The sequence below is a fragment of the Rhizobium sp. IY2 genome (assembly GCF_047532935.1).
Taxonomy (GTDB): Bacteria; Pseudomonadota; Alphaproteobacteria; order Rhizobiales; family Rhizobiaceae; genus Rhizobium; species Rhizobium anhuiense.
Map to the genome: position 1 here is coordinate 1,258,306 of NZ_JBLKNU010000001.1, position 20,586 is coordinate 1,278,891.

General features: G+C 63.7%; 20 protein-coding genes. 11 read left to right on the forward strand and 9 right to left on the reverse strand.

Going from position 1 to position 20,586, the window contains the following annotated elements; genetic code table 11:
• Positions 1-2: 2 nt before the first annotated feature.
• Entirely contained in the window at positions 3-1,091 is a 1,089-nt protein-coding gene (locus tag ACMUVN_RS06150; protein ID WP_048338708.1) for a citrate synthase/methylcitrate synthase, read from the reverse strand.
• A gap of 84 nt (positions 1,092-1,175) precedes the next feature.
• On the opposite strand from ACMUVN_RS06150, the gene ACMUVN_RS06155 reads away from it, so the two are divergent.
• The 6 genes from ACMUVN_RS06155 to ACMUVN_RS06180 all read left to right on the forward strand — a co-directional run bounded on the left by ACMUVN_RS06155 (position 1,176) and on the right by ACMUVN_RS06180 (position 8,164).
• Positions 1,176-2,321 carry a citrate synthase gene (locus tag ACMUVN_RS06155; protein ID WP_097544311.1) on the forward strand — a complete coding sequence of 382 codons (1,146 nt, stop codon included), beginning with the start codon at positions 1,176-1,178 and terminating at the stop codon, positions 2,319-2,321.
• Positions 2,322-2,446: 125 nt separating this feature from the next.
• Positions 2,447-2,965, forward strand: a complete 519-nt coding sequence (locus ACMUVN_RS06160) for a FecR domain-containing protein (protein ID WP_097544310.1) — start codon at positions 2,447-2,449, stop codon at positions 2,963-2,965.
• A gap of 5 nt (positions 2,966-2,970) precedes the next feature.
• Positions 2,971-4,827: a CHASE2 domain-containing protein gene (locus tag ACMUVN_RS06165; protein WP_132571817.1), complete on the forward strand. Its 1,857-nt coding sequence runs from the start codon at positions 2,971-2,973 to the stop codon at positions 4,825-4,827.
• Between the two features lie 99 nt (positions 4,828-4,926).
• On the forward strand, positions 4,927-6,894 hold the full coding sequence (locus tag ACMUVN_RS06170) for a DEAD/DEAH box helicase (RefSeq protein WP_132571814.1): 1,968 nt from the start codon (positions 4,927-4,929) through the stop codon (positions 6,892-6,894).
• Between the two features lie 100 nt (positions 6,895-6,994).
• Entirely contained in the window at positions 6,995-7,429 is a 435-nt protein-coding gene (locus ACMUVN_RS06175) for a GNAT family N-acetyltransferase (RefSeq protein WP_080759978.1), read from the forward strand.
• 30 nt (positions 7,430-7,459) lie between these two features.
• Positions 7,460-8,164, forward strand: coding sequence for a class I SAM-dependent methyltransferase (locus ACMUVN_RS06180; RefSeq protein WP_132571811.1), 705 nt, complete (start codon positions 7,460-7,462; stop codon positions 8,162-8,164).
• On the opposite strand, the gene glp is transcribed toward ACMUVN_RS06180, so the two are convergent.
• Genes glp through ACMUVN_RS06205 form a run of 5 tightly spaced genes read right to left on the reverse strand, consistent with a single transcriptional unit; the run spans position 8,133 to position 13,597 of the window.
• A complete protein-coding gene (gene glp, locus ACMUVN_RS06185; protein WP_168333028.1) occupies positions 8,133-9,359 on the reverse strand; it encodes a gephyrin-like molybdotransferase Glp in 1,227 nt (408 codons plus the stop codon). The two genes, ACMUVN_RS06180 and glp, sit on opposite strands and share 32 nt — an antisense overlap.
• The gene (gene moaC, locus ACMUVN_RS06190) at positions 9,356-9,856 is read right to left on the reverse strand and encodes a cyclic pyranopterin monophosphate synthase MoaC (protein WP_047615240.1); all 501 of its coding nucleotides are present in this window, start codon (positions 9,854-9,856) and stop codon (positions 9,356-9,358) included. Before moaC ends, glp begins: the two co-directional genes overlap by 4 nt.
• Before the next feature lies 1 nt (position 9,857).
• On the reverse strand, positions 9,858-10,670 hold the full coding sequence (gene trpC / locus ACMUVN_RS06195) for an indole-3-glycerol phosphate synthase TrpC (RefSeq protein WP_063473958.1): 813 nt from the start codon (positions 10,668-10,670) through the stop codon (positions 9,858-9,860).
• 9 nt (positions 10,671-10,679) lie between these two features.
• Positions 10,680-11,696: an anthranilate phosphoribosyltransferase gene (gene trpD, locus ACMUVN_RS06200; RefSeq protein ID WP_047615237.1), complete on the reverse strand. Its 1,017-nt coding sequence runs from the start codon at positions 11,694-11,696 to the stop codon at positions 10,680-10,682.
• An 8-nt stretch (positions 11,697-11,704) separates the two neighbouring features.
• A complete protein-coding gene (locus ACMUVN_RS06205) occupies positions 11,705-13,597 on the reverse strand; it encodes a peptidylprolyl isomerase (protein WP_063473960.1) in 1,893 nt (630 codons plus the stop codon).
• Between the two features lie 219 nt (positions 13,598-13,816).
• Here ACMUVN_RS06205 and ACMUVN_RS06210 point away from each other — a divergent pair, with 219 nt between their 5' ends.
• Positions 13,817-14,098 carry a hypothetical protein gene (locus ACMUVN_RS06210; RefSeq protein ID WP_047615451.1) on the forward strand — a complete coding sequence of 94 codons (282 nt, stop codon included), beginning with the start codon at positions 13,817-13,819 and terminating at the stop codon, positions 14,096-14,098.
• A 90-nt stretch (positions 14,099-14,188) separates the two neighbouring features.
• Here ACMUVN_RS06210 and ACMUVN_RS06215 read toward each other — a convergent pair whose 3' ends face one another.
• On the reverse strand, positions 14,189-14,443 hold the full coding sequence (locus ACMUVN_RS06215) for a GlsB/YeaQ/YmgE family stress response membrane protein (RefSeq protein ID WP_047615234.1): 255 nt from the start codon (positions 14,441-14,443) through the stop codon (positions 14,189-14,191).
• A 713-nt stretch (positions 14,444-15,156) separates the two neighbouring features.
• On the opposite strand from ACMUVN_RS06215, the gene ACMUVN_RS06220 reads away from it, so the two are divergent.
• The 3 genes from ACMUVN_RS06220 to ACMUVN_RS06230 all read left to right on the forward strand — a co-directional run bounded on the left by ACMUVN_RS06220 (position 15,157) and on the right by ACMUVN_RS06230 (position 17,660).
• The gene (locus ACMUVN_RS06220; RefSeq protein WP_018495827.1) at positions 15,157-15,312 is read left to right on the forward strand and encodes a hypothetical protein; all 156 of its coding nucleotides are present in this window, start codon (positions 15,157-15,159) and stop codon (positions 15,310-15,312) included.
• 475 nt (positions 15,313-15,787) lie between these two features.
• Positions 15,788-16,660 (forward strand): transglutaminase family protein, encoded by an 873-nt coding sequence (locus ACMUVN_RS06225; protein ID WP_028759137.1) that lies wholly within the window; start codon positions 15,788-15,790, stop codon positions 16,658-16,660.
• Between the two features lie 172 nt (positions 16,661-16,832).
• Positions 16,833-17,660 (forward strand): transglutaminase-like domain-containing protein, encoded by an 828-nt coding sequence (locus tag ACMUVN_RS06230; protein ID WP_028759138.1) that lies wholly within the window; start codon positions 16,833-16,835, stop codon positions 17,658-17,660.
• 18 nt (positions 17,661-17,678) lie between these two features.
• Here the strand turns inward: ACMUVN_RS06230 and ACMUVN_RS06235 are convergent, their stop codons facing one another.
• Both ACMUVN_RS06235 and ACMUVN_RS06240 read right to left on the reverse strand, forming a co-directional pair.
• Complete coding sequence (locus ACMUVN_RS06235) at positions 17,679-17,903, reverse strand: alkylphosphonate utilization protein (protein ID WP_003559525.1); 225 nt, start codon at positions 17,901-17,903, stop codon at positions 17,679-17,681.
• Positions 17,904-17,975: 72 nt separating this feature from the next.
• The gene (locus tag ACMUVN_RS06240; RefSeq protein WP_047615449.1) at positions 17,976-18,869 is read right to left on the reverse strand and encodes a LysR family transcriptional regulator; all 894 of its coding nucleotides are present in this window, start codon (positions 18,867-18,869) and stop codon (positions 17,976-17,978) included.
• Between the two features lie 138 nt (positions 18,870-19,007).
• On the opposite strand from ACMUVN_RS06240, the gene ACMUVN_RS06245 reads away from it, so the two are divergent.
• The gene (locus ACMUVN_RS06245; protein WP_063473961.1) at positions 19,008-20,435 is read left to right on the forward strand and encodes an MFS transporter; all 1,428 of its coding nucleotides are present in this window, start codon (positions 19,008-19,010) and stop codon (positions 20,433-20,435) included.
• The last annotated feature ends 151 nt before the right edge of the window (positions 20,436-20,586 follow it).

A 20,586-nucleotide genomic window follows, 5' to 3' on the forward strand; every position in this document is an offset into this window, starting at 1 on the left:
CTTCAAGCCGCGGCCGGCAACGGCCCGATATAGACAGAACGCGGGCGAATCAACCGGCCGTCGAGCGCCTGTTCGCGCGCATGCGCCAGCCAGCCGACGGTGCGGCCGATCGCAAAGACCCCGGTGAAGGCTTGACGCGGAAAGCCGAGGGCTTCGAGCAGCAGCGCGGTATAGAACTCGACATTAACGTCGAGCGGCCGGTTTGGCTTGCGCGCCTTGAGGATCGACAATGCAGCAGCCTCCACCGCTTCCGCCAGCGCGCTGCGAGCCCTGTTGACCTGTCCGGTTGATATCAGCGGCTTCAGTGCGCCCTTCAGCGCATCGGCACGCGGATCGCGGACACGATAGATACGGTGGCCGAAGCCCATCAGCCGTTCGCCGCGGTCGAGCGCTTCGCCGAGCCACGGGTAAGCGTTTTCCGCCGTTCCGATTGCATCCAGCATGTCGAGCACGGGACCGGGCGCGCCGCCATGCAGTGGTCCTTTCAGTGCGCTCAGTGCTGCGAGCACGGACGAGGTGAGGCCGGCCTGTGTCGAGGCGATGACGCGCGATGCGAAGGTCGAGGCGTTGAGGCCATGGTCTGATATCGTCACGAGATAGGCGTCGAGTGCCGCCGTCTGCTCTCTGCTCGGCAATTTTCCGGTCAGCATGCGCAGGATATCGGCCGCCTGCGGCAGCGAAGCGTCGGGCGCGATCGGTTTTTTGCCGCGCTGCATGCGCAGAACCGCCGGAAGGAAGACTGCGGGCGCCGCCAGAAGGCTGAGCGCGGTATCGAAATCCTCGCCGTCGGGCAGCCGGGCGATCAGCGCCCGCATCGCATCGACCGGAGGCAGGGCGAGCAGTGCGGCATCGGCAGCCTTGATATGGTCGAACACCCCGGTTCGCGCTTTGGCGAGCCAGCCGCGCAATTCGGCTTCATCGAAGCTTCGTTCCATCAGCCCGTCGAGCAACAGGGCGGCGACGCCTTCATAGGTACCGTCTGCGACCAGATGATCCAGCGATACGCCACGGATGATCAGCCGTCCCGCTTCGCCATCGACATCCGAGAGCTGCGTTTCGGCGGCGATGACATCTTCCAAGCCATTCGTCATGTTGTTTTCTCCTTTACGCCACGGATGATCCGACCTAGTCTCATTGACGTCAATCTTGATGTAAATGATCAATATGAGGTTCCGATGTCGTGGCTGACCGCCGAGGAGGCGCTACAGGCGCTGAAGACCAAGCCGCAGACGCTCTACGCCAATGTCAGCCGCGGGCGCATCCACGCCAAGCCCGATCCCTCCGATCCGCGCCGCAGCCTTTACCAGGCCAGCGACGTGCAGAGGCTTGCCGAACGCCATGCCGGCCGCCGCAAGGCCGAAACGGTTGCGGCCGAGACGATAAGGTGGGGCGATCCGGTTCTCCCCTCGGCAATCTCGACCATCACAGGCGGACGGCTTTTCTATCGCGGCCGGGATGCGGCCGATTTCGCTGACGTCGCGACGCTGGAGCAGACGGCAGCACTGCTCTGGAACGGCGCGGAAGCCTTCCTCTCCGGGAGCAGAACCGGAAATACCTCTCCGTCGCTTCAAGCGGCCTTCCGGGCGTTGGCAGGGCGGGTGGCATCCGATCTGCCGTCGCTCGGCCGCTCACAGGCCGCACTTCGCCGTGAAGCAGGCGGGGTTCTCTGCACCCTCGCCGATGCGCTGGCCCCGGGGCCGCCGGAGCAGCCGTTGCATCTGCGGCTTGCTGCCAGCTGGCGGCGGCCGGATGCTGCCGATTGCCTGCGCCGCGCGCTGGTGCTGATGGCCGATCATGAACTCAACGCCTCCACCTTCGCGGCGCGGGTCACGGCATCGGCGGGTGCGGCCCTTTCCGCCGCCGTGCTTTCGGGACTGGCGACGCTGACAGGACCGCTGCATGGGGCCGCCTGGCAGGGCGTCGACGCCTTGATCGAGGCAGCATCCGCCCTTGGGGCGGAGCAGGCGATCCGCCGCACGCTTGCCCAGGGCAATCGCCTGTCGGCCTTCGGCCATCCGCTCTATCCCGATGGCGACATCAGGGCTCTGGCGCTGCTGCCGCACTTTCCCCTGCCGCCGCAGTTTGCCGCGGTTCGGGAAACCGGCGAGGAGATGGTCGGCGAGAGGGTCAATGTCGATTTCGCGCTTGCTGCGATGGCAGCCGCTTTCGATCTCCCGAGGGAGGCGCCGATCATCATTTTCTCGCTTGCCCGTTCCGCCGGCTGGCTTGCGCATGCGATGGAGCAGATCGACAGCGGCGAATTGATCCGGCCGCGGGCGCGTTATGTCGGACCGGCACCTGAAACGGACCGCAGAACTTAAGAATTCCGCCGCTTCGCTTTTTTGCCTAGGGAAATATCCGAATTCGGCTATCATGCCGCACATGGAAGAAGACGGTTGGCGGGGCGCTTTCGAAAAGCTGTCCCGCGCGGTCAAGGGGACTTTCCATGAATAGGACGCTTCGTAGCCTGCTTGCCGCCGCACTCGCTGTCGGCCTCATTCCGCATGGGGCGGCCGTTGCGCAGTCTGCCGGCTGCACGGTCTCGCGTGATGCCGGCGCCCGCCAGGTGCTCAGTTGTCCAGGTGGTGTCACGGTAACGGCAGAGGCCGGGGCGGCCTACAGCCTCGTCGACCGCAACCGCGACGGCAGCCCTGATTCGGCGGCATTGCGCCGCAAGGCGATCCTCGTCGATGTAGACAGCACGCAGCATGCCGGCGGTTTCCAGGTCGTGACGCCGCAGGCGATCGCCGCCGTGCGCGGCACTCAATGGGCTGTCGATGTCGCGGGTGGCAAGACCTCGGTGCTGGTCGTCAGAGGCAGCGTCGCGGTCCGCCGGCCGGCCGGCGAGCCGGTGGTGCTGTCGCCGGGTGAGGGCGTCGATGTCAGCGGCGGAACCGAACCCCTCGTCGTGCGTCGCTGGCCGGCGCCGCGCGCCGCCGCCCTTCTTGCCCGCCTTGGCCAATAAATCCTATGAACCACCGCCTGCAGACTGTGATCGCGCTGCTGCTCGCCGGTCTTTGGGCGGCAGCACTCGGCTATACCAATCTCAATGCCGGAAGCGGCATTCTCGACCGGATGGAGGCCTCGCTTGCCGATATCCGCAGCGTCATCGTCGGGGCGAAGACACCGCCTCCTGTTGTCTCGATCGTTGCGATCGACGACCGCACCGCCGGGGCGCATGGTTATCCCCTAAATCGGGCGACGCTTGCGCGCCTCATCGAGGCGATCACCGCGCTGAAGCCGAAAGCCGTGGCCATCGATATTCTGCTGGTCGATCCGGGGCCGGAGGAGGGCGACGCGGCACTGACCTCAGCCCTTCGCCAGGGACCGAGCGTGATTGCGGCTGCGGCCACCTTTGCACAGAGTCGGCAGCGCGTGAGCGATACCGCCGACGATCCGCTTGCCGCCATCCCTGAGGCAAACCAGCTTCTCCTGCCGCTTCCCCGTTTCGCCGAGGCAGCCGCGGTCGGCATCGTCAATGTCGCAACCGACCAGACCGGCACGCCGCGCTTCATTCCGCTGATCTCGCGTACCGCAGAGCGGCTGGATCCGGCTTTTCCGCTGCGTGTCGCTTCAGTGGCGCTCGGAGTCAATCCCACCATCGAACCCGACGCCATCATGCTCGGAAAGCTGCGCATTCCCACCGATATCGGCCAGCGGTTGCCGGTGACCTTCTACGGCGGGCACGGCAGAATCGCCACCTTCAGCGCCGCCGATGCATTGGATGGCAAGCTTTCGGCGGATGCGATCGCCGGCCGCATCGTCGTCATCGGTTCGACGGTCACCGGTGGCGGCGACGTCTTTCCGACGCCGTTCGATCCCGTCATGCCAGGTGTCGAGGTAATGTCGACGGCGATTACCCATCTCGTCACCGGCGACGGCATGGTGCGCGACCACAGGATAAGGCTGATCGATGCCGCCACCGCCATCGGTCTGACGGTCGTGCTCGTTTCGCTGGTCGCCTGGCGCCGCAGTGCGGCAGGCTATGTCATCATCGTGCTGACGCTCATCGTCTGGGCGATGCTCAATCTGTCGGCCTATGCGCATGGCTACTGGCTGAGTGCGGCGCTGCCGATCGCCGCAGCGCTGCCGCCGGCGCTGATCTTCGGCGCGGCCGAACTCTGGCGCGACCGTGGCCGCGCCCGCCATTATGCCGAACAGAGCGCGCTCCTGCAGCGCATCGAGGCGCCCGGCCTCGGCGAGTGGCTGGCGCGCCATCCGAATTTCCTCGCCACGCCGGTGCGCCAGAACGCCGCCGTCATCTTCATCGATCTCTCGGGCTTTACCGGCCTCAGCGAAACCGTCGGACCGGTGGCGGTGAGCAAGGTGCTGAGCGGCTTCTTCGAACTGATCGACGAGGAGGCGCGCGCCCATGGCGGCGCCATCACCAGCTTCATGGGCGACGGGGCGATGATCCTGTTCGGCCTGCCGGAACCCTCCGATGACGATGCCGCCCGGGCTGCTGCCTGCGCGGTGAGCCTGTGTGAGCGCACGCGGGCCTGGCTTCAAGCGCATGCGGGCTTCGCCCAAAAGAAGATCGGCTTCAAGGTCGGCGCCCATTGCGGGCCGATCGTCGCCTCGCGTCTCGGTACCGGCGACCGGCAGCAGATCACCGCGGCAGGCGACACCATCAATGTCGGCAGCCGCCTGATGGAAGTGGCCGCCCGCCATGGCGTCGAGCTGGCGTTGAGCGCCGAAATCGTCCGCGCGGCAGGCCCCGACAGCATGCTTGCGCAGTCCGGCCGGATCGAGGGACCGTTGGAAACGACGCTGCGCGGCCGGGCGAGCCACATCGACGCGTGGCTGTGGCGTAGCCGCACGCTTTGACAATCGCCGCGGGAGCGGTTAGGAACGGCGCAAATACCCCGCCGGCTGGCTCCGGCCATGGCGCAGTCACGCGCCTGACAGCTCCGAAAGATCGAACCCATGACAGAATTCAACGGCGTCGTCCCGGCGATCGCCAAGGCGTTGCAGAAGCGCGGTTACGCCGAACTCACCCCGGTGCAAAAGGCGATGCTCGATCCGGCGCTCGCCGCTTCCGATGCGCTGGTCTCTGCCCAGACCGGTTCCGGCAAGACTGTCGCCTTCGGCCTGGCGCTGGCGCCGACGCTGCTCGAAGGCCGAGAGCGCTTCGGCAATGCCGGCGCGCCGCTCGCCCTCGTCATCGCCCCGACGCGCGAGCTTGCCCTGCAGGTGAAGCGTGAGCTCGAATGGCTCTACGAAATGACCGGCGCGGTGATATCAAGCTGCGTCGGCGGCATGGACATCCGCAGCGAGCGTCGCTCGCTCGAGCGCGGCGCCCATATCGTCGTCGGCACGCCCGGCCGGCTCTGCGACCATATCCGCCGCAGGGCGCTCGATATGTCTGAGCTGAAGGCTGCCGTGCTCGACGAGGCCGACGAGATGCTCGATCTCGGCTTCCGCGAGGACCTGGAATTCATTCTCGATTCGGCGCCGGACGAACGCCGCACTTTGATGTTTTCGGCAACGGTGCCGGCGGCGATCGCCAAGCTTGCCAAGAGCTACCAGCGCGATGCCGTGCGCATCAGCACCGCGGCCGAGGAAAAGCAGCATGTCGACATCGAATATCGCGCGCTCATGGTGGCGCCCAGCGACCGCGAGAACGCGATCATCAACGTGCTGCGCTATTATGAGGCGACCAACGCCATCGTCTTCTGCTCGACGCGCGCTGCCGTCAACCATCTGACTGCGCGGTTCAACAACCGCAATTTCGCCGTGGTGGCGCTTTCCGGTGAGCTGACGCAGAACGAGCGCAGCCATGCGCTGCAGGCGATGCGCGACGGACGTGCCCGCGTCTGCATCGCGACCGACGTCGCCGCCCGCGGCATCGACCTTCCGGGTCTCGATCTCGTCATCCATGCCGACCTGCCGACCAATCCGGAAACGCTGCTGCACCGCAGTGGCCGCACCGGCCGGGCCGGGCGCAAAGGCATCAGCGCCATGATCGTGCCGCTGAACGCACGTCGCAAGGCCGAGCGCCTGCTCGAAAATGCCGGAATTTCGGCTGCCTGGGCGCGGCCGCCTTCGGCCGAGGAGGTGAGCGAGCGCGACGACGAACGTCTGCTTGCTGACCCGATCTTCAACGAAACACCGCAGGAAGAAGAACAGGGGCTGGTGCAGCAGCTTCTCGCCAGCCACGGCGCCGAAAAGCTTGCCGCCGCCTTCCTGCGTCTATACCGCACCAATCATTCGGCGCCGGAGGATCTCATTGAGGTTACCGTGCAGGACGAGCGCAACCGCAAGCGCCGCGACAATGCCGAGCCGTACGAGCCGGCGCAGAAGGGACCGCGTGAGGATTTCGGCGCCAGCGTCTGGTTCTCTATCTCGGTCGGGCGCAAGCAGAATGCCGAGCCGCGCTGGCTGATCCCGATGCTCTGCCGCAACGGCAATGTGACGAAGCGCGAGATCGGCGCGATCAAGATGCAGCCCGAGGAAACTTTCGTGGAGATCGCCGCGGCGAGCGCCGAAAGCTTCCAGGCGGCGATCGGACCCAACAAGGCGCTCGAACGGGGCATCCGCGTGACCCGGCTTTCCGGCACGCCGGATTTCAGCCGGGCGCCATCGCCGAAGCCCTATGCCGGCAAGCCATCCCGTGACGAGCGCCCGGACGATTCGTTCCGCGGCGAGCGGCCGAAGAACAAGTTCGGCAAGGGGCCGGGCGGCGGATATGCTGCGGCTGACAATGCCGGCGGGGAAAGACGGGATAGCAAACCCTGGAGCAAGAAACCCGGCAAGCCCGCTTTCGATGGTCCGAAATCCGACAAGCCCAAATACGACAAGCCGAAATTCGAAGGCGCCAGATCTGAGGCCCCCAGATATGAGGGCAAGGGCGGCGGACCGAAGGCCAAATTTTCAAAAAAGAAGCCCGGCTGATCTTGCTGCTACAGCGCTGGATGCTGCAGCAGTTTGAATCGCGGGACCCCTTCGCCAGTTCGGGCGAAGGGCCTTGGGTCGTATTCCTCGAGGAACTCCTGTGATGGTGGAAACAGCGATCCTCAGCGTTCCGGTTTTCAGTATGCTCTGCAATGAGGCCTTCCGGCTGCGGCGTGCCGTTTTCGTGCATGAGCAGAAGGTTCCCGAAGCCGAAGAATTCGATGCCGACGATCTCAGCGCCCACCATCTCGTCGCCCTCACGGCGGGCGAAGTCTCCGGCACGCTGCGGGTCATTTACGCCGAGGAACATGTGAAGATCGGCCGTGTCGCGGTTGCCCACCCATGGCGCGGGCGCGGCATCGCGGCTGATATGATCGGGCGGGCGATGGACCTGCATCGCAGCGCGCGCGACAACCGCTTCTATCTCACAGCGCAGGCCGGCAAGCTACCGCTCTATGAACGTTTCGGTTTCGTCGCCTATGGCACGGAATTTCTCGATGGTGGCATGCCGCATCTCGCCATGAAGAACTACTGAACCATCGGGCTCAGCCACGCAGGAGAGACAATGAAACGCCCGGTCATCTCGCAACCCGATCCAGTCGCCTTCATCAAGGCCAATCTGCCGATATCAGCCGTTCCCTGCATTCCCGAGATCCGGCTCCATACCGCAGGCCCCGCGAGCGGGCTCTGGCGGCTTGCAGGCCGCGGAGAAGCCGATCCGGCGCCTTATTGGGCCTATCCCTGGGCCGGCGGCGCTGTGCTTGCCCGCCATCTGCTCGACCAGCCGGAGACGGTCGGGGGCCGCCGTGTCCTCGATCTCGGCGCCGGCTCCGGGCTCGTCGCCATCGCGGCGGCCAAAGCCGGCGCAGTGGCGGTGACGGCGGTCGATATCGATGCCAATGCCACTGCCGCAACCGGCCTCAACGCGGCGATCAATGATGTGAACATCGTGGCCGTCGCCGCCGATATCATCGATGAGCCGCCGCCGGAGACAGACCTTCTCGTGGTTGGCGACCTGTTCTACGAACCCGCCCTTGCCTTGCGGGTGATGGCCTTCCTGTGGCGCTGTCAGGCAAGCGGCATCGAGGTGCTGATTGGCGATCCCGAGCGGCCCTATCTGCCTCAGGGAGAATTGAGTCGAATCGCGACCCATGCCGTTGCCGATTTCGGCGCCGGCACAGGCGGCGGGGCGGTGCCGGCAGGGGTCTTCACGCTCCGGCACCAGTTGAAGGCGGGGACTATGCCAGGAGGTCAGGCCGCAACAGCATGACCGGGCAGGGTGCGCCGGCCGGCAACTCACCCGCATGCGGGGGGCGGATGACGAGGCAGTCGGCTGCAGCGAAGACCTTCATCATCGAGGAATCCTGCTTGCCGAATGGTTCGGCGATCCAGCCGCCCGTGGCCGATTTCGCCAGTCTGGCGCGGAGATAATCCTGGCGATGATCGTTGGCTCGCAGCGATATGGCTGTCTCGGCTGTCGCCTCGCGCCGCACCGGCGGCAGCGATGCGAGCCGGCGGATCAGCGGCTCCAGGAACAGCAGGCTGCAGACCAGGCTGGAGACCGGATTTCCGGGCAGGCCGAGCACGTGGATCGGCCCGAGACTGCCGACCATCAGAGGCTTGCCCGGCCGCATGGCGATCTGCCAGAAATCGAGTTCCATGCCGGCAGCCGTCAGCGTCGCCCGCACCAGATCGTGGTCACCGACGGAGGCGCCGCCGATCGTCACGATCACATCGGCGCCGGCCGCCTCAGCCTTGCCGATCGCGGCGGTGATGGCTGCCTGGTCGTCAGGCGCAATGCCAAGATCGAGCACCTCGGCGCCAGCCTTGCGGGCGAGGGCGGCAATGCCGAAACCGTTCGAGGCGATGATCTGCGCCGGGCCGGGTTGGCTGCCTGGCGGCAACAGCTCGTCGCCGGTCGCAAGGATGGCGACCAGCGGCTTGCGTCGTACCTCCACCGTTGCATTGTTCATGCCGGCGGCAACCGTCAGCCGGGTGAAATCGAGTATCGTGCCTGCCGGCAGCACGGCTTCGTCCTCGACGAAATCCTGTCCGCGCGGGCGCACATGCTGGTTCTGACGCACGGGGAATGTCGTGCGGATGGTGCCGTCGTCCAGCCGTTCGGCATCCTCCTGCAACAGCACGCTATCGGCGCCCGAGGGAACCGGGGCGCCGGTGAAGATGCGAACAGTCTCGCCCTTGCCGACCTCGCCTTCGAAGGCACGGCCGGCAGCCGAGGTGCCGATCAACCTCAGCACGGCGCCGGGCTCCGGTGCATCGTCGCGGCGCAGGGCATAACCATCCATAGCGGAGGAATTGAACGGCGGCTGCGTCAGCTTTGACGTGAGATCGCGGGCTAGCACACGGCCCTCGGCCTCGGCAAGGTCGAGCGTCTCGGAGGTTTCGACAGGTTTGGCGCGCGACAGCAAGCGGTTCTGCGCCTCGGCGACGGGCAGCAGGCTCATCGACCGGCCTCCGGATGACGGAAATCGCCTGACTTGCCGCCGGATTTTTCCAGCAGCCGGATGCCACCGATTTCCATCGTCCGGTCGGCAGCCTTGGCCATGTCGTAAATGGTGAGACAAGCGACTGATACGGCCGTCAGCGCTTCCATCTCGACACCGGTCCTGCCGGTCAGCTTGGCCATGGCCGTAACGCGCAGGCCGGGAAGAGCGGCGTCCTCTGATATATCGACCGTCACCTTGGTTAGCATCAGCGGATGGCAGAGCGGGATCAGATTGGCGGTCTGCTTGGCGGCCATGATGCCGGCAAGGCGGGCGGTGGCGATGACGTCGCCCTTCTTGGCGTTGCCGTCACGGATCAGCTTCAGGGTTTGCTCGGCCATGCGCACGTGGCCCTCGGCGGTGGCGATGCGGACCGTTTCCGCCTTGTCGCCGACATCGACCATATGGGCTTCGCCGGCAGCGCCGATATGGGTCAGACGGGGCTTCTCGCTGCCCATCTCACTCGGCCGCCAGCACGGCTTCGCCAAAGAGCAGTGCGCGGGTGGCGGCCGCCACGTCGTCCTTGCGCATCAGGCTTTCGCCGACCAGGAAGGTGTTGATGCCGCTGGCGGCCAGCCTTTTGCAATCGGCATGGGTGAAGACACCGCTTTCGCCGACCAGCAGCCGGTCGTCCGGCACCATTGATGCAAGCGCCTCGCTGACGGTGAGGCTGACCTCGAAGGTGCGGAGATTGCGATTGTTGATGCCGACGAGCGGCGAAGAGAGCTTCAGCGCCCGCTCCATCTCCTCGGCGTCGTGGACCTCGACCAGAACGTCCATGCCGAGGTCGAAGGCTTCGTCCTGCAGGCGCTCGGCTTCATCATCCGACAGCGAAGCCATGATCAGCAAGATGCAGTCGGCGCCCCAGGCGCGGGCCTCGTGCACCTGATAGGTCTCGAACATGAAATCCTTGCGCAGTGCCGGCAGCGCGCAGGCCGCGCGGGCGGCCGTTAGAAATTCCGGCGCGCCCTGGAAGCTCGGCCTGTCGGTCAGGACGGACAGGCAGGCGGCACCGCCGGCCTCATAGGCGCTCGCCAGCGACGGCGGATCGAAATCCGGACGGATGAGACCCTTCGAGGGGCTCGCCTTCTTGATCTCGGCGATGAGGCCGAAATTGCCGGCATCACGCTTGGCCACGAGCGCCTTGTGAAAACCGCGCGGGGCGGATTGACCGGCCTGCATCGCCTTCAAGTCGGCGAGCGACACCGTCGCCTTTGCGGCGACAATCTCTTCACGCTTGTAGAGTTCGATCTTCTTCAGGATATCGGTCATCGGGCAATCCTAGTCGATATCGTTGGAAACGGCGATGAGTTTGTCGAGGGCGAGCGCGGTGGCGCCGCTATCCAGCGACTGCGCGGCAAGCGTCATGCCGTCGCGGATCGTCCCGGCCTTGCCCGCGATGACCAGTGAGGCGGCGGCATTGGCGAGCGAGACATCGCGATAGGCATTCTTGGCGCCGCCGAGCACCTCGCGAAGCGCTGCGGCGTTGGCAACACCGTCACCGCCCTTGATGTCGGCGAGCACGCAAGGGCTGACGCCGAAATCGGCGGGCGACAGCTCGAAGGTGCGGATCTTGCCGTCCTCGAGCGCCGCGACTTGTGTGACGCCGGTGGTGGTGATCTCGTCGAGGCCGTCGCCATGGACCACCCAGACGCATTCGGAGCCGAGATCGCGCATGACTTCGGCGAGCGGCACCAGCCATTGCGGCGAGAAGACGCCGAGCAGCTGGCGTCGGACGCCGGCCGGATTGGAGAGCGGGCCGAGCAGGTTGAAGATCGTGCGCGTGCCGAGTTCGACCCGGGAGGGGCCGACATGGCGCATGGCGGAATGATGCATCTGCGCGAACATGAAGCCGACGCCGGCCTCCGCGATGCAGCGGGAGATGATCTCGGGGCTGACATCGAGCTTGACGCCGAGTGCGGCCAGATTGTCGGCCGCGCCCGATTTCGAACTCAGCGCCCGGTTGCCGTGCTTGGCGACGGGGACACCGGCGCCGGCGACGATCAGCGCCGCCAGCGTCGAGATATTGTAGGTGCCGCTGGCATCGCCGCCGGTGCCGACGATGTCGATCGCATCGGCCGGCGCCTCGACGGCCAGCATTTTCGCGCGCATCGCGGTGACGGCGCCGACGATCTCGTCGACGGTTTCGCCGCGCACGCGCAACGCCATCAGGAAGCCACCGATCTGCGAGGGCGTCGCCTGGCCCGACATCAGGATGTCGAAGGCGGCGCGAGCCTCGTCACGCGTCAGCGGCTCGCGGCTTGCGGCCTTGGCCAGGAACGGCTTCAGATCGGTCATAAGGCCTCCTAGCGGACTGTCGCCTGTTCGGCGAGCTTCTGGTTGATCTGCGCGCCGTATTGCGTCTGCAGCAGGTTGACCATCTGATCGAGGATGTCGTCGCCGGCGGCATTGGCCATGGCGGTGATCTGGGCATCGCGGTTGTTCAGGACGTCGCCGGTCGGCTCACTGTTGACCTCGGTGACCTTCATCAGGATCTGCGTCGAGGGATCGGCGCCCACGGCGCTCGCGACCGTATCGACCGGGCCGGAGAAGGCGGCGGTGACGCCGGCGCGGCCGAGCACCGGATCGTCGGTGGAGCGGGTGACACCGCTCTTGCTTTCGACGGCGATGCCGAGCGGCGTTGCGATATCGGCAAGTGCCGTGCCCTTCGCCGCCTCGGCCTTCAATGCGTCGGCCTTCTTGGCGAGCTCGGCCTTCTGCTGTTCGGCGGTCCAGTCCTCGACGGCCTTTTCGCGCACCTCGGCGATCGGGCGATCGCGGTCCGGCGTGATTTCAAGGACGTTGAACCAGACATAGCCGTCATTGCCGATCGGCAGCGGCGGCGCATCGACGCCGACCTCGGTCTTGAAGGCTTCGCCGAGCAGCTGCTGCTTGGCCGGGAGATCCTTGACCTCTTTGCCTTCCTTGTCGGCGCCGGTCATGTCGACGGCATCGACGGTGACGGCCTGGAGCTTCAGCTGACCGGCGATATCCTCGAGCGTGGAACCTCCGGCGCGCAGGTCTTCGATGCGGTCATGAACGTTGATCACCTCCTGAGAGGCGTTGGAAAGCGCCAGCTGCTTGCGGATATCCTCCTTCACCTCGTCGAAATTCTTCACCGTTTCCGGCTTGATGTTGGTGATGCGCAGGATGACGGCCCCGAAGGAGCCGTCGACCACAGGCGTCGTGCCGCCATCGCGCGAAACCGCGAAGGCTGCATTGGCAACGGCCTGGTCGGGAACCTTGTCCTTGGTGAATTCGCCGAGCAGCACGTCGCTTGCCGTCTTGCCCTGGTCGGAGACCAACTGATCGAAGCTGGTGCCGCTCTTCAGCGCCGTTTCGGCGGCGGCGGCAAGATCCTTGCTGGCGAAGGTCAACTGTTCGATGGTGCGGCTTTCCGGTGTGCGGTAGATATCCTTGCTCTTGTCGAACGTTTCGTGGATCTGATCGTCGGTGACGGTTGCAGCGTCGGCAATATCGGCGGGCTGCAGCTTGAGATAAATGAGCTTGCGGTATTCTGGCGCCCGATAACGCTGCTTGACACCTTCGAACCACGTCGCCAGCACGTCGTCGGCGGGCGCCTTGATCGGCTCGATATTGGCGTTGGTGAGCAGCAGGTAATCGACACTGCGGCTTTCATTGCCATAAAGCTTCAAGGCGTCGACCAGCGTCTTCGGCGCGGTGAATCCGTTCGAGATGGCATCGACGACCTGGCTGCGGACGGCGACCTTGCTGCGCTCCTTGATGTAGTCGTCCTGGCGGATGTTGGCATTGCGCAGGCGCGAGACAAAGAGCTCACGGTCGAACTGGCCGTTGACGGCCTTGAAAGCCGGATCGTCGGCGATCAGCTGGGCGAGGCGATCCTCCGACAGGCCGAGGTTCATGTCTTCGGCTAGCTGATCGAGCGAGGCGCCGGCCACGAGCTGGGCAAGCACTTGCTGCTCGATGCCGAAGGCGCGGGCCTGCTCGGGGGTGAGGCGCATGCCGAACTGCTGGCTGAGGCTTGCCACCTGGCGCTGATAGGCGAGGTGGAATTCGTTGACGTCCACATGCTGATCGCCGACGGTCACGACCGTGGTGCTGTTGCCGCCCGTTAACAGCTCATGCGACACGCCCCAGACACCGAAGGAGACGACGAGCAAAAGCAGCAGGAGCTTGGCAACCCAGGTCTGAGCAGCTCTTCTCAGGATATGGAACATGGAAACGCAAACCTCGCAGTATCATTGAGCCGCGCGCCGGCGGACATTCGACGTTCCTTAAAACAAACCCGACAGGAAATGAAGGGTTTGTCGCGCGAAAAGCTGCACAAGGCGGCTGCCCGGCCGCGGCGGCTTTGCGGCGAACAAAAGATCGGTTGCGGCGGAACTTTTCGGGCCGCCATTTCGTTGAAGCGGCATCCCATGAAACAGGAGCAGACCATGGCAGAATTGAAAACCGCTTCCGCCGAATCCACCGCCGCGCGTGTCAAGGCTGATATCGCAGCAGACGATCTGTCGGCGCAGGTCGCAGCCCTTCGCAACGATCTCTCCCGGCTGACGGAAAGCGTGGTCGCGCTGGGGCAGGGCGCAAAATCGGCGGTGACGGACGAGGCTTCGGTAATGACCGAACGGCTGCGCGACAAGGTGCGCGAAGAACCGCTCATGGCACTCGCGGTGACGGCAGGCATTGCCTATGTGTTCGGCCTGCTCAGCCGCCGCTGAACGGGAATTCAGAGCTCAAGAAAAAGCCGGACGTCATCAACGCCCGGCTTTCGATATGTCTAACGCGCAGATTGAGGCCAGCGGCCGGGGTCAGCGGCGGATGAGACGGCCGATGAAAATCAGGATGCAGGCACCGATAAAACCGGTGATCAGATAGCCCAGCCAACCGGCAAGCGGCTGGATGTGTAACAGACCCAGGATCCAGTTGGCGACAATGGCGCCGACGATGCCGAGCAATATGTTCATGAGCAAGCCCATGTTGCTGCTCATGACCTTTTCCGCCAGCCATCCGGCGATACCGCCGATGATGATGGCTGCAATCCAACCCACGCCTGCGTTTTCCATGGTTATCTCCCTCCTGGCAAAACGAGTCACAGAATGCACGAAACGAGAGGAAGTTCCACTCCCAGTTACCGAGATTGCTTGCGGGTTCAGCAACTTATGTGACTCAGGGCTGCAGCACGGTGACCGGGGAGTTCAGCACGTAGGCGGCTATCTGAAACAGCAGGCCTGATATGGCGAGAATTGCGAATCCCAAAGGCATGATCAGACTTTTCGTAAACATCTTTCCTCTCCCCTATGCTTAAAGCATAAGCTGAAGCGGACGACGCGCAAGATTATTACTAATAAATAGTTAAGCGCTGCATTTGAGTAAAACTTAAGATATCAAAATGACACAACCTGTTCTTTTGCGACACGGATTAATAAATACTCGAATAGCTGGCGACGAGTCGTGCGATAGATGACTAGTGAATGTTTTTCTTGCTTTGAAAAGACTGCGGTCAAACTCGCGATGATAAACAATGCCTCCGGGGGAGTACACTTCAATATTTTACGGCGTTTTGGGATTAACCCAACCCATCGGCCGTTCGCTCCGTTGGAAATACGCAGGATTAATTCCGTGGCGGGGCGAAATTTGTTTCCAGGCGCAAATGAAGCAATTCCGGTGATGGACGGAGTTCAGAATAACTTCGCCGTCATGCCAGCCCCGACGGATTGATTTTGCCACGAAGCGCATCATTTTATCCAGAAGCCATTCGATCCGGGGGAAACACTCGATGTCAAAAGCTGCAATCGCCATCGCCTGCATCTGCCTGCTCACCCTTTCCGGCTGCGGCAATACCGCATACGGGCTGAAGAAGGATGGACAGGAAGCGAGCCACGCAATGGACAACGCGACCCATCGGGTGCTTTCGGCCGGCGCCAAGAAGTGATGCGTATTAATCGCTAAAAAAGCCCGCCTGGGGTGAGGCGGGCTTCAAATAACAGGGAGAATGGACGGATGGAAGCCGTCTCGTCTAATAAAGCATTTCCTTAAGCGTATGGCTTTACGTCATTCGACGTAGCCGCGACCGGCAACGATCCGATGCGACCATGACTCGGAATCGAATCAGAAGTTGCCCCAGTTCTGGGCGCGGGCACGGGCGCGAATAATCCGGTATTCGCGACCGCCATAGAGCGAGCCGATTGTCAGCAGAAGTGTCAGAACGTCCCAGATGATATGCATGTTATCCTCTTAGGTTGGACGGCTCTGCCGTCGATCGGTGAAGCTACAATAGCAATCTTTCGAATGTGCTTATATGACAAGAAATCGGGATAAGCGGAAAAGCGGGCAGGGCGCTCCCGCAGAGGAGAGGCGGCGTCACCGCCTTGGAGCAGCAAGGTGAACAGATTACCGGACGGCGGCCGATGACGATTTTTTCCGTCCGCCACATAACGTCCTATCGTTACGTCAGGGCGGTCGATTTCGGCGAGCATCGCCTGATGTTCCGGCCGCGCGACAGTTTCGACCAGCGGCTGATCGAAGCGTCGTTGACGACCTATCCCGAGGAAAGTCATGTCCGCTGGATCCACGATGTTTTCGGCAATTGCGTGGCGCTCATCGATATTTCGAGGCCGGCGTCCGAGCTTCGCTTCGAAACCTGGATCACCCTCGATCATACGCCCCAGGTCGCCCTGGATCTCAAGGTCGACGAGGCGGCCCTGATTTATCCATTCTCCTACGACAAGGAGGAGATTGCCGATCTGACGCCGGCAATGCAGCGCCATTATCCCGATCCGAACGACGAGGTCGGACGCTGGGCACGGCAGTTCGTGCGCCAGGGGCGTCCGACGGAAACCGGGCATCTGCTGATGACGCTCTGTTACGCCATTCGGGAAAGCTTCGTCTATCAGCGCCGGATGGAACACGGAACACAGACCCCGGTGCAGACCTTGCAGCTTCGCTCCGGCACCTGCCGGGATTTCGCGCTTTTGATGATGGAGGCCGCCCGCGTCCTTGGGCTCGCGGCGCGCTTCGTCACGGGCTATGTCTATGTTCCCGACCGGGACGGCTCCACGGTGCTCGGCGGCGGTTCCACCCATGCATGGTGCCAGATCTATCTCCCCGGCGCCGGCTGGGCGGAGTTCGATCCGACCAACGGGATCGTCGGCAACCGCGATCTCATTCGTGTCGCGGTTGCCCGCGATCCGCGCCAGGCAGTCCCGTTGAGCGGTAGCTATGATGGCGACGGGGCGGATTTCGACAGCATGACGGTGCAGGTCAACGTCACCACGAGATAATCTCGATTCTCTCCGAGGTAATCCGGATTACCTCCGAGATAATCTTCCGGGGCAATCTCGGATCACCACCAAGTCTCTGTATGGTGACAGTTGTCCCTTGCGGGAACCGGGTAGCGCGATCAACGTTCCATACTCACCTCCGCACATGCGGAGCCGCGATAGGGAAGCCACAATGAAGATACGCGCCGGGTTTCATCTGGGCTACGAATGCACGCAACCAACGCCGATGCTGCTCGTCCTCAACATCCATCCCTCTCGGCGCGCCGATCTGCTGAGTGAGCAGGTCCTGACATTCGACCGGCCGATCGAGGCCTGGGAATATACCGACGGGTTCGGCAATGCCTGCAGCCGGATCGTCGCCCCGCCGGGACTGACGACCATTTCCACGGAATTCGAGATCTACGACAGCGGGCAACCCGATATTGTTCCCGATGATGCGGTCCAGCACGCGATCAATGACCTGCCGGACGATGTGCTGGTTTTCCTGCTCGGCAGCCGCTATTGCGACACCGACAGGCTGGCAGATTTTGCCTGGGCAACCTTCTCGTCGACGTCGCTCGGCTGGACGCGCGTCCAGGCAATCTGCGATTTCGTCCACGACCATATCACCTTCGATTACCAGAAGGCCGACCTCCTGCGCACCGCCCATGGCGGCTTCACCGATAAGGCGGGCGTCTGCCGTGACTTTGCCCATCTCGCCATCGCGCTGTGCCGGTGCATGAATATCCCGGCCCGATATTGCACCGGCTATCTCGGCGATATCGGCGTACCGATCGATCCCAATCCGATGGATTTCAGCGCCTGGTTCGAAGTCTTTCTCGGCGGCCACTGGCATACGGTCGACGCCCGCCACAATACGCCGCGCATCGGCAGAATATTGATGGGAACCGGCCGCGACGCCACGGATGTCGCGATGTCGACGGCCTTCGGGCCGGCAACGCTTTCCCGTTTCGAGGTGATCACCGAGGAAGTGCCGCAGGAGGCACCCAGGAACGATTGATGGTGGGCGACGGAGCTCCTATGCCTTCTTCAAAAACTCGGTTTTCAATACGAGACCTTTGACCTGCTTGGTGCTGCATTCGATCTCACCGGGATTGTCGGTGAGGCGAATGCCCTTGACCAGCGTTCCACGCTTGAGCGTCTCTGAAGTTCCTTTGACCTTGAGGTCCTTGATCAGCGTTACGGAATCGCCGTCGTGAAGCTGGCTTCCGTTGCTGTCTTTTACGATAATGTCGTCAGCCATGATGTCCTCGCTTGTTGATGCGAGACGGGAAATCACGGCGACATGGCATAGTCAACCTCAGGCGGCCTTCAATCACGTAGCCGCGCAGACATCCCGGACACACTCGCGCAGCCAGCGATGGGCGGGATCGGCATCCATCCTGGGGTGCCAAAGCAAGGAAATCGTGATCTCACACGTCGGAACGGGCAGGGGAAAACTATGCATCCCCGCGCGCAGCGATTCCGTGTGACGCTCGGGCACGCTGGCGATCAGATCGGAGGTTCGGGCGAGCGCCAGCGCCGTCGAAAAGCCGCCGACGATCGTGGCGACCTGCCTGTCCAACCCCAGCGCATTCAGGGCTTCATCGATCGGCCCCTTGTCGAGCCCGCGCCTGGAGACAATGATGTGCCGGCCGGCCGCGTAACGGGCAGGCGTGATCTCGCCTTCGCTGAGCGGATGGCCCCTGCGCGCCACGCCGATGAAACGGTCCCGGAACAAGGCCTGCGCCCGCACCTCCGGACTGGTCGTATCGCCGACGACGCCGGTTTCGAGATCGACGGTACCGTCGCGTAGCGGGGTGCTGTCCTTATCCGGCTTCTGCATGAAGCGCAGCCGGACGCCTGGCGCTTCCCGGCTGAGGCGGGCGATGAGATCGGGACCGAAATTCTCGGCGAAGCCTTCGCTGCTGCGCAGTGTAAACGTCCGGACCAAGCTTTGGAGGTCGAGCGCCTCCAAGGGCCGCAGCACCGCCTGCGCCTCCTCGACGACCCGACCGACCCGCTCGCGCAGTTCCAGCGCCCGTGGCGTGGGAACGAGGCCGCGGCCGGCGCGCACCAGCAGCGGATCGCCGGTCGTCTCGCGCAATCGGGCCAGCGCCCGGCTCATCGCCGACGGGCTCAGCCGCAGCCTTCGGGCGGCGCGCGCAACGCTGCCTTCTGCAAGCAGGACGTCCAGGGTGACGAGCAGGTTGAGATCGGGTGTCGACATGCATCCCATATAACATGGTTTCATCATGATGTGGCGTCAGACGCATGAATGAAATGCAAATCGTGCGCCTTCCGCCACGCCACGCAGCGGACTAGCTTTTCATCGGCTCCATTCGGGCCCACGGAAAAGGAGGCCATTGTGAAACCAGTCATTGCAGAGCGAGGCGAGGCCGTCGCCGAACGCATACCCTCCGTCCGCTGGGCGCTTGCCAGTCTTTCCCTATCCATGCTGCTGCCATCGCTCGGCACCAGCATCGCCAATGTCGGTCTGCCGACTTTGGCGCAGGCATTCGACGCCACCTTCCAGGATGTCCAGTGGATCGTGCTCGCTTATCTGCTCGCCATCACCACCCTGGTCGTCAGCGTCGGACGGCTCGGCGACATCACCGGCCGCCGCCGGCTGCTGCTCATCGGCATACTGCTCTTCACGCTGGCCTCAATCCTCTGCGGCCTGGCGCCGACACTCTGGCTGATGATTGCCGCGCGTGCGGTGCAGGGCCTGGGCGCCGCCATCATGATGGCGCTGACCATCGCCTTCGTCAGCGAAACGGTGCCGAAGGCGAAGACCGGGAGCGCCATGGGGTTGCTCGGAACCATGTCGGCGATCGGCACCGCTCTTGGGCCTTCGCTTGGCGGGTTCCTGATCGCCGGGCTCGGCTGGCCGGCAATCTTCCTCGTCAACGTGCCGCTCGGCGTGCTGAGCTTCGTTCTCGTCCATCGCTATCTGCCCGCCGATCTCAGCAAGGGGAAGGCGAATCGGACCAGCTTCGATACGATGGGCACGCTGGTGCTTGCCCTGACGCTGTCAGCCTATGCGTTAGCGATGACGATCGGGCGCGGCAGTTTTGGTCCGCTGAACATTGCCCTGCTGCTCACGGCCGTCTTCGGCGCCGGTCTGTTCGTGTTCACCGAGGCGAGAACGGCATCGCCGCTGGTCCGCTTGGCGGTGTTCCGCAACCCGGTGTTCAGCGCCAGCTTGGCGATGAACCTGCTCGTTGCAACGGTGATGATGGCGACGCTGGTGGTCGCGCCGTTCTACCTCTCCCACGCGCTCGGGCTCGAGCAAACTCTCGTTGGGCTCGTCATGTCGATAGGCCCTGTCATCTCCATCTTGAGCGGAATCCCGGCCGGCCGCCTGGTCGATCGTCTGGACGCATCATTCGTGGTTATCGCCGGGCTCGTCGCCATGGCGGCGGGCTCCGTCGCCGTGGCCGTGCTTCCCGGCATTACAGGCTATATCGCTGCCATCGCCATGCTGACGCCAGGCTATCAACTGTTCCAGGCGGCCAACAACACCACCGTCATGGCCGACATCAGCCCCGACCAGCGCGGCGTCATCTCCGGCGTGCTCAATCTGTCGCGCAATCTCGGACTGATCACCGGCGCTTCCGTCATGGGCGCCGTCTTCACTTTCTCTTCGGGAGCGCACGATATTGCGGCGGCGCATCCCGACGCGGTTCACTCAGGCATGCGGATCACCTTCGCCGTCGCGGCAGCGCTGATTGTCGTTGCGCTCGCCATTGCGACCGGGACTTGCCGGAGCCGCCGAGCGCTCGGGGAGAGTTAGCCCGACCCTCATCGGCCGCCGAGCGAAACTCAGACCAAGGTCCGATCTGTCCCGGACTTCATGCCGATACCAAAGCTTCGGTCGCTGCAATAGGTTTTGCGGACTTTGGTGGAGTTTGCGGAGCTATTGCTGTGACCAAGATCATTGTTGC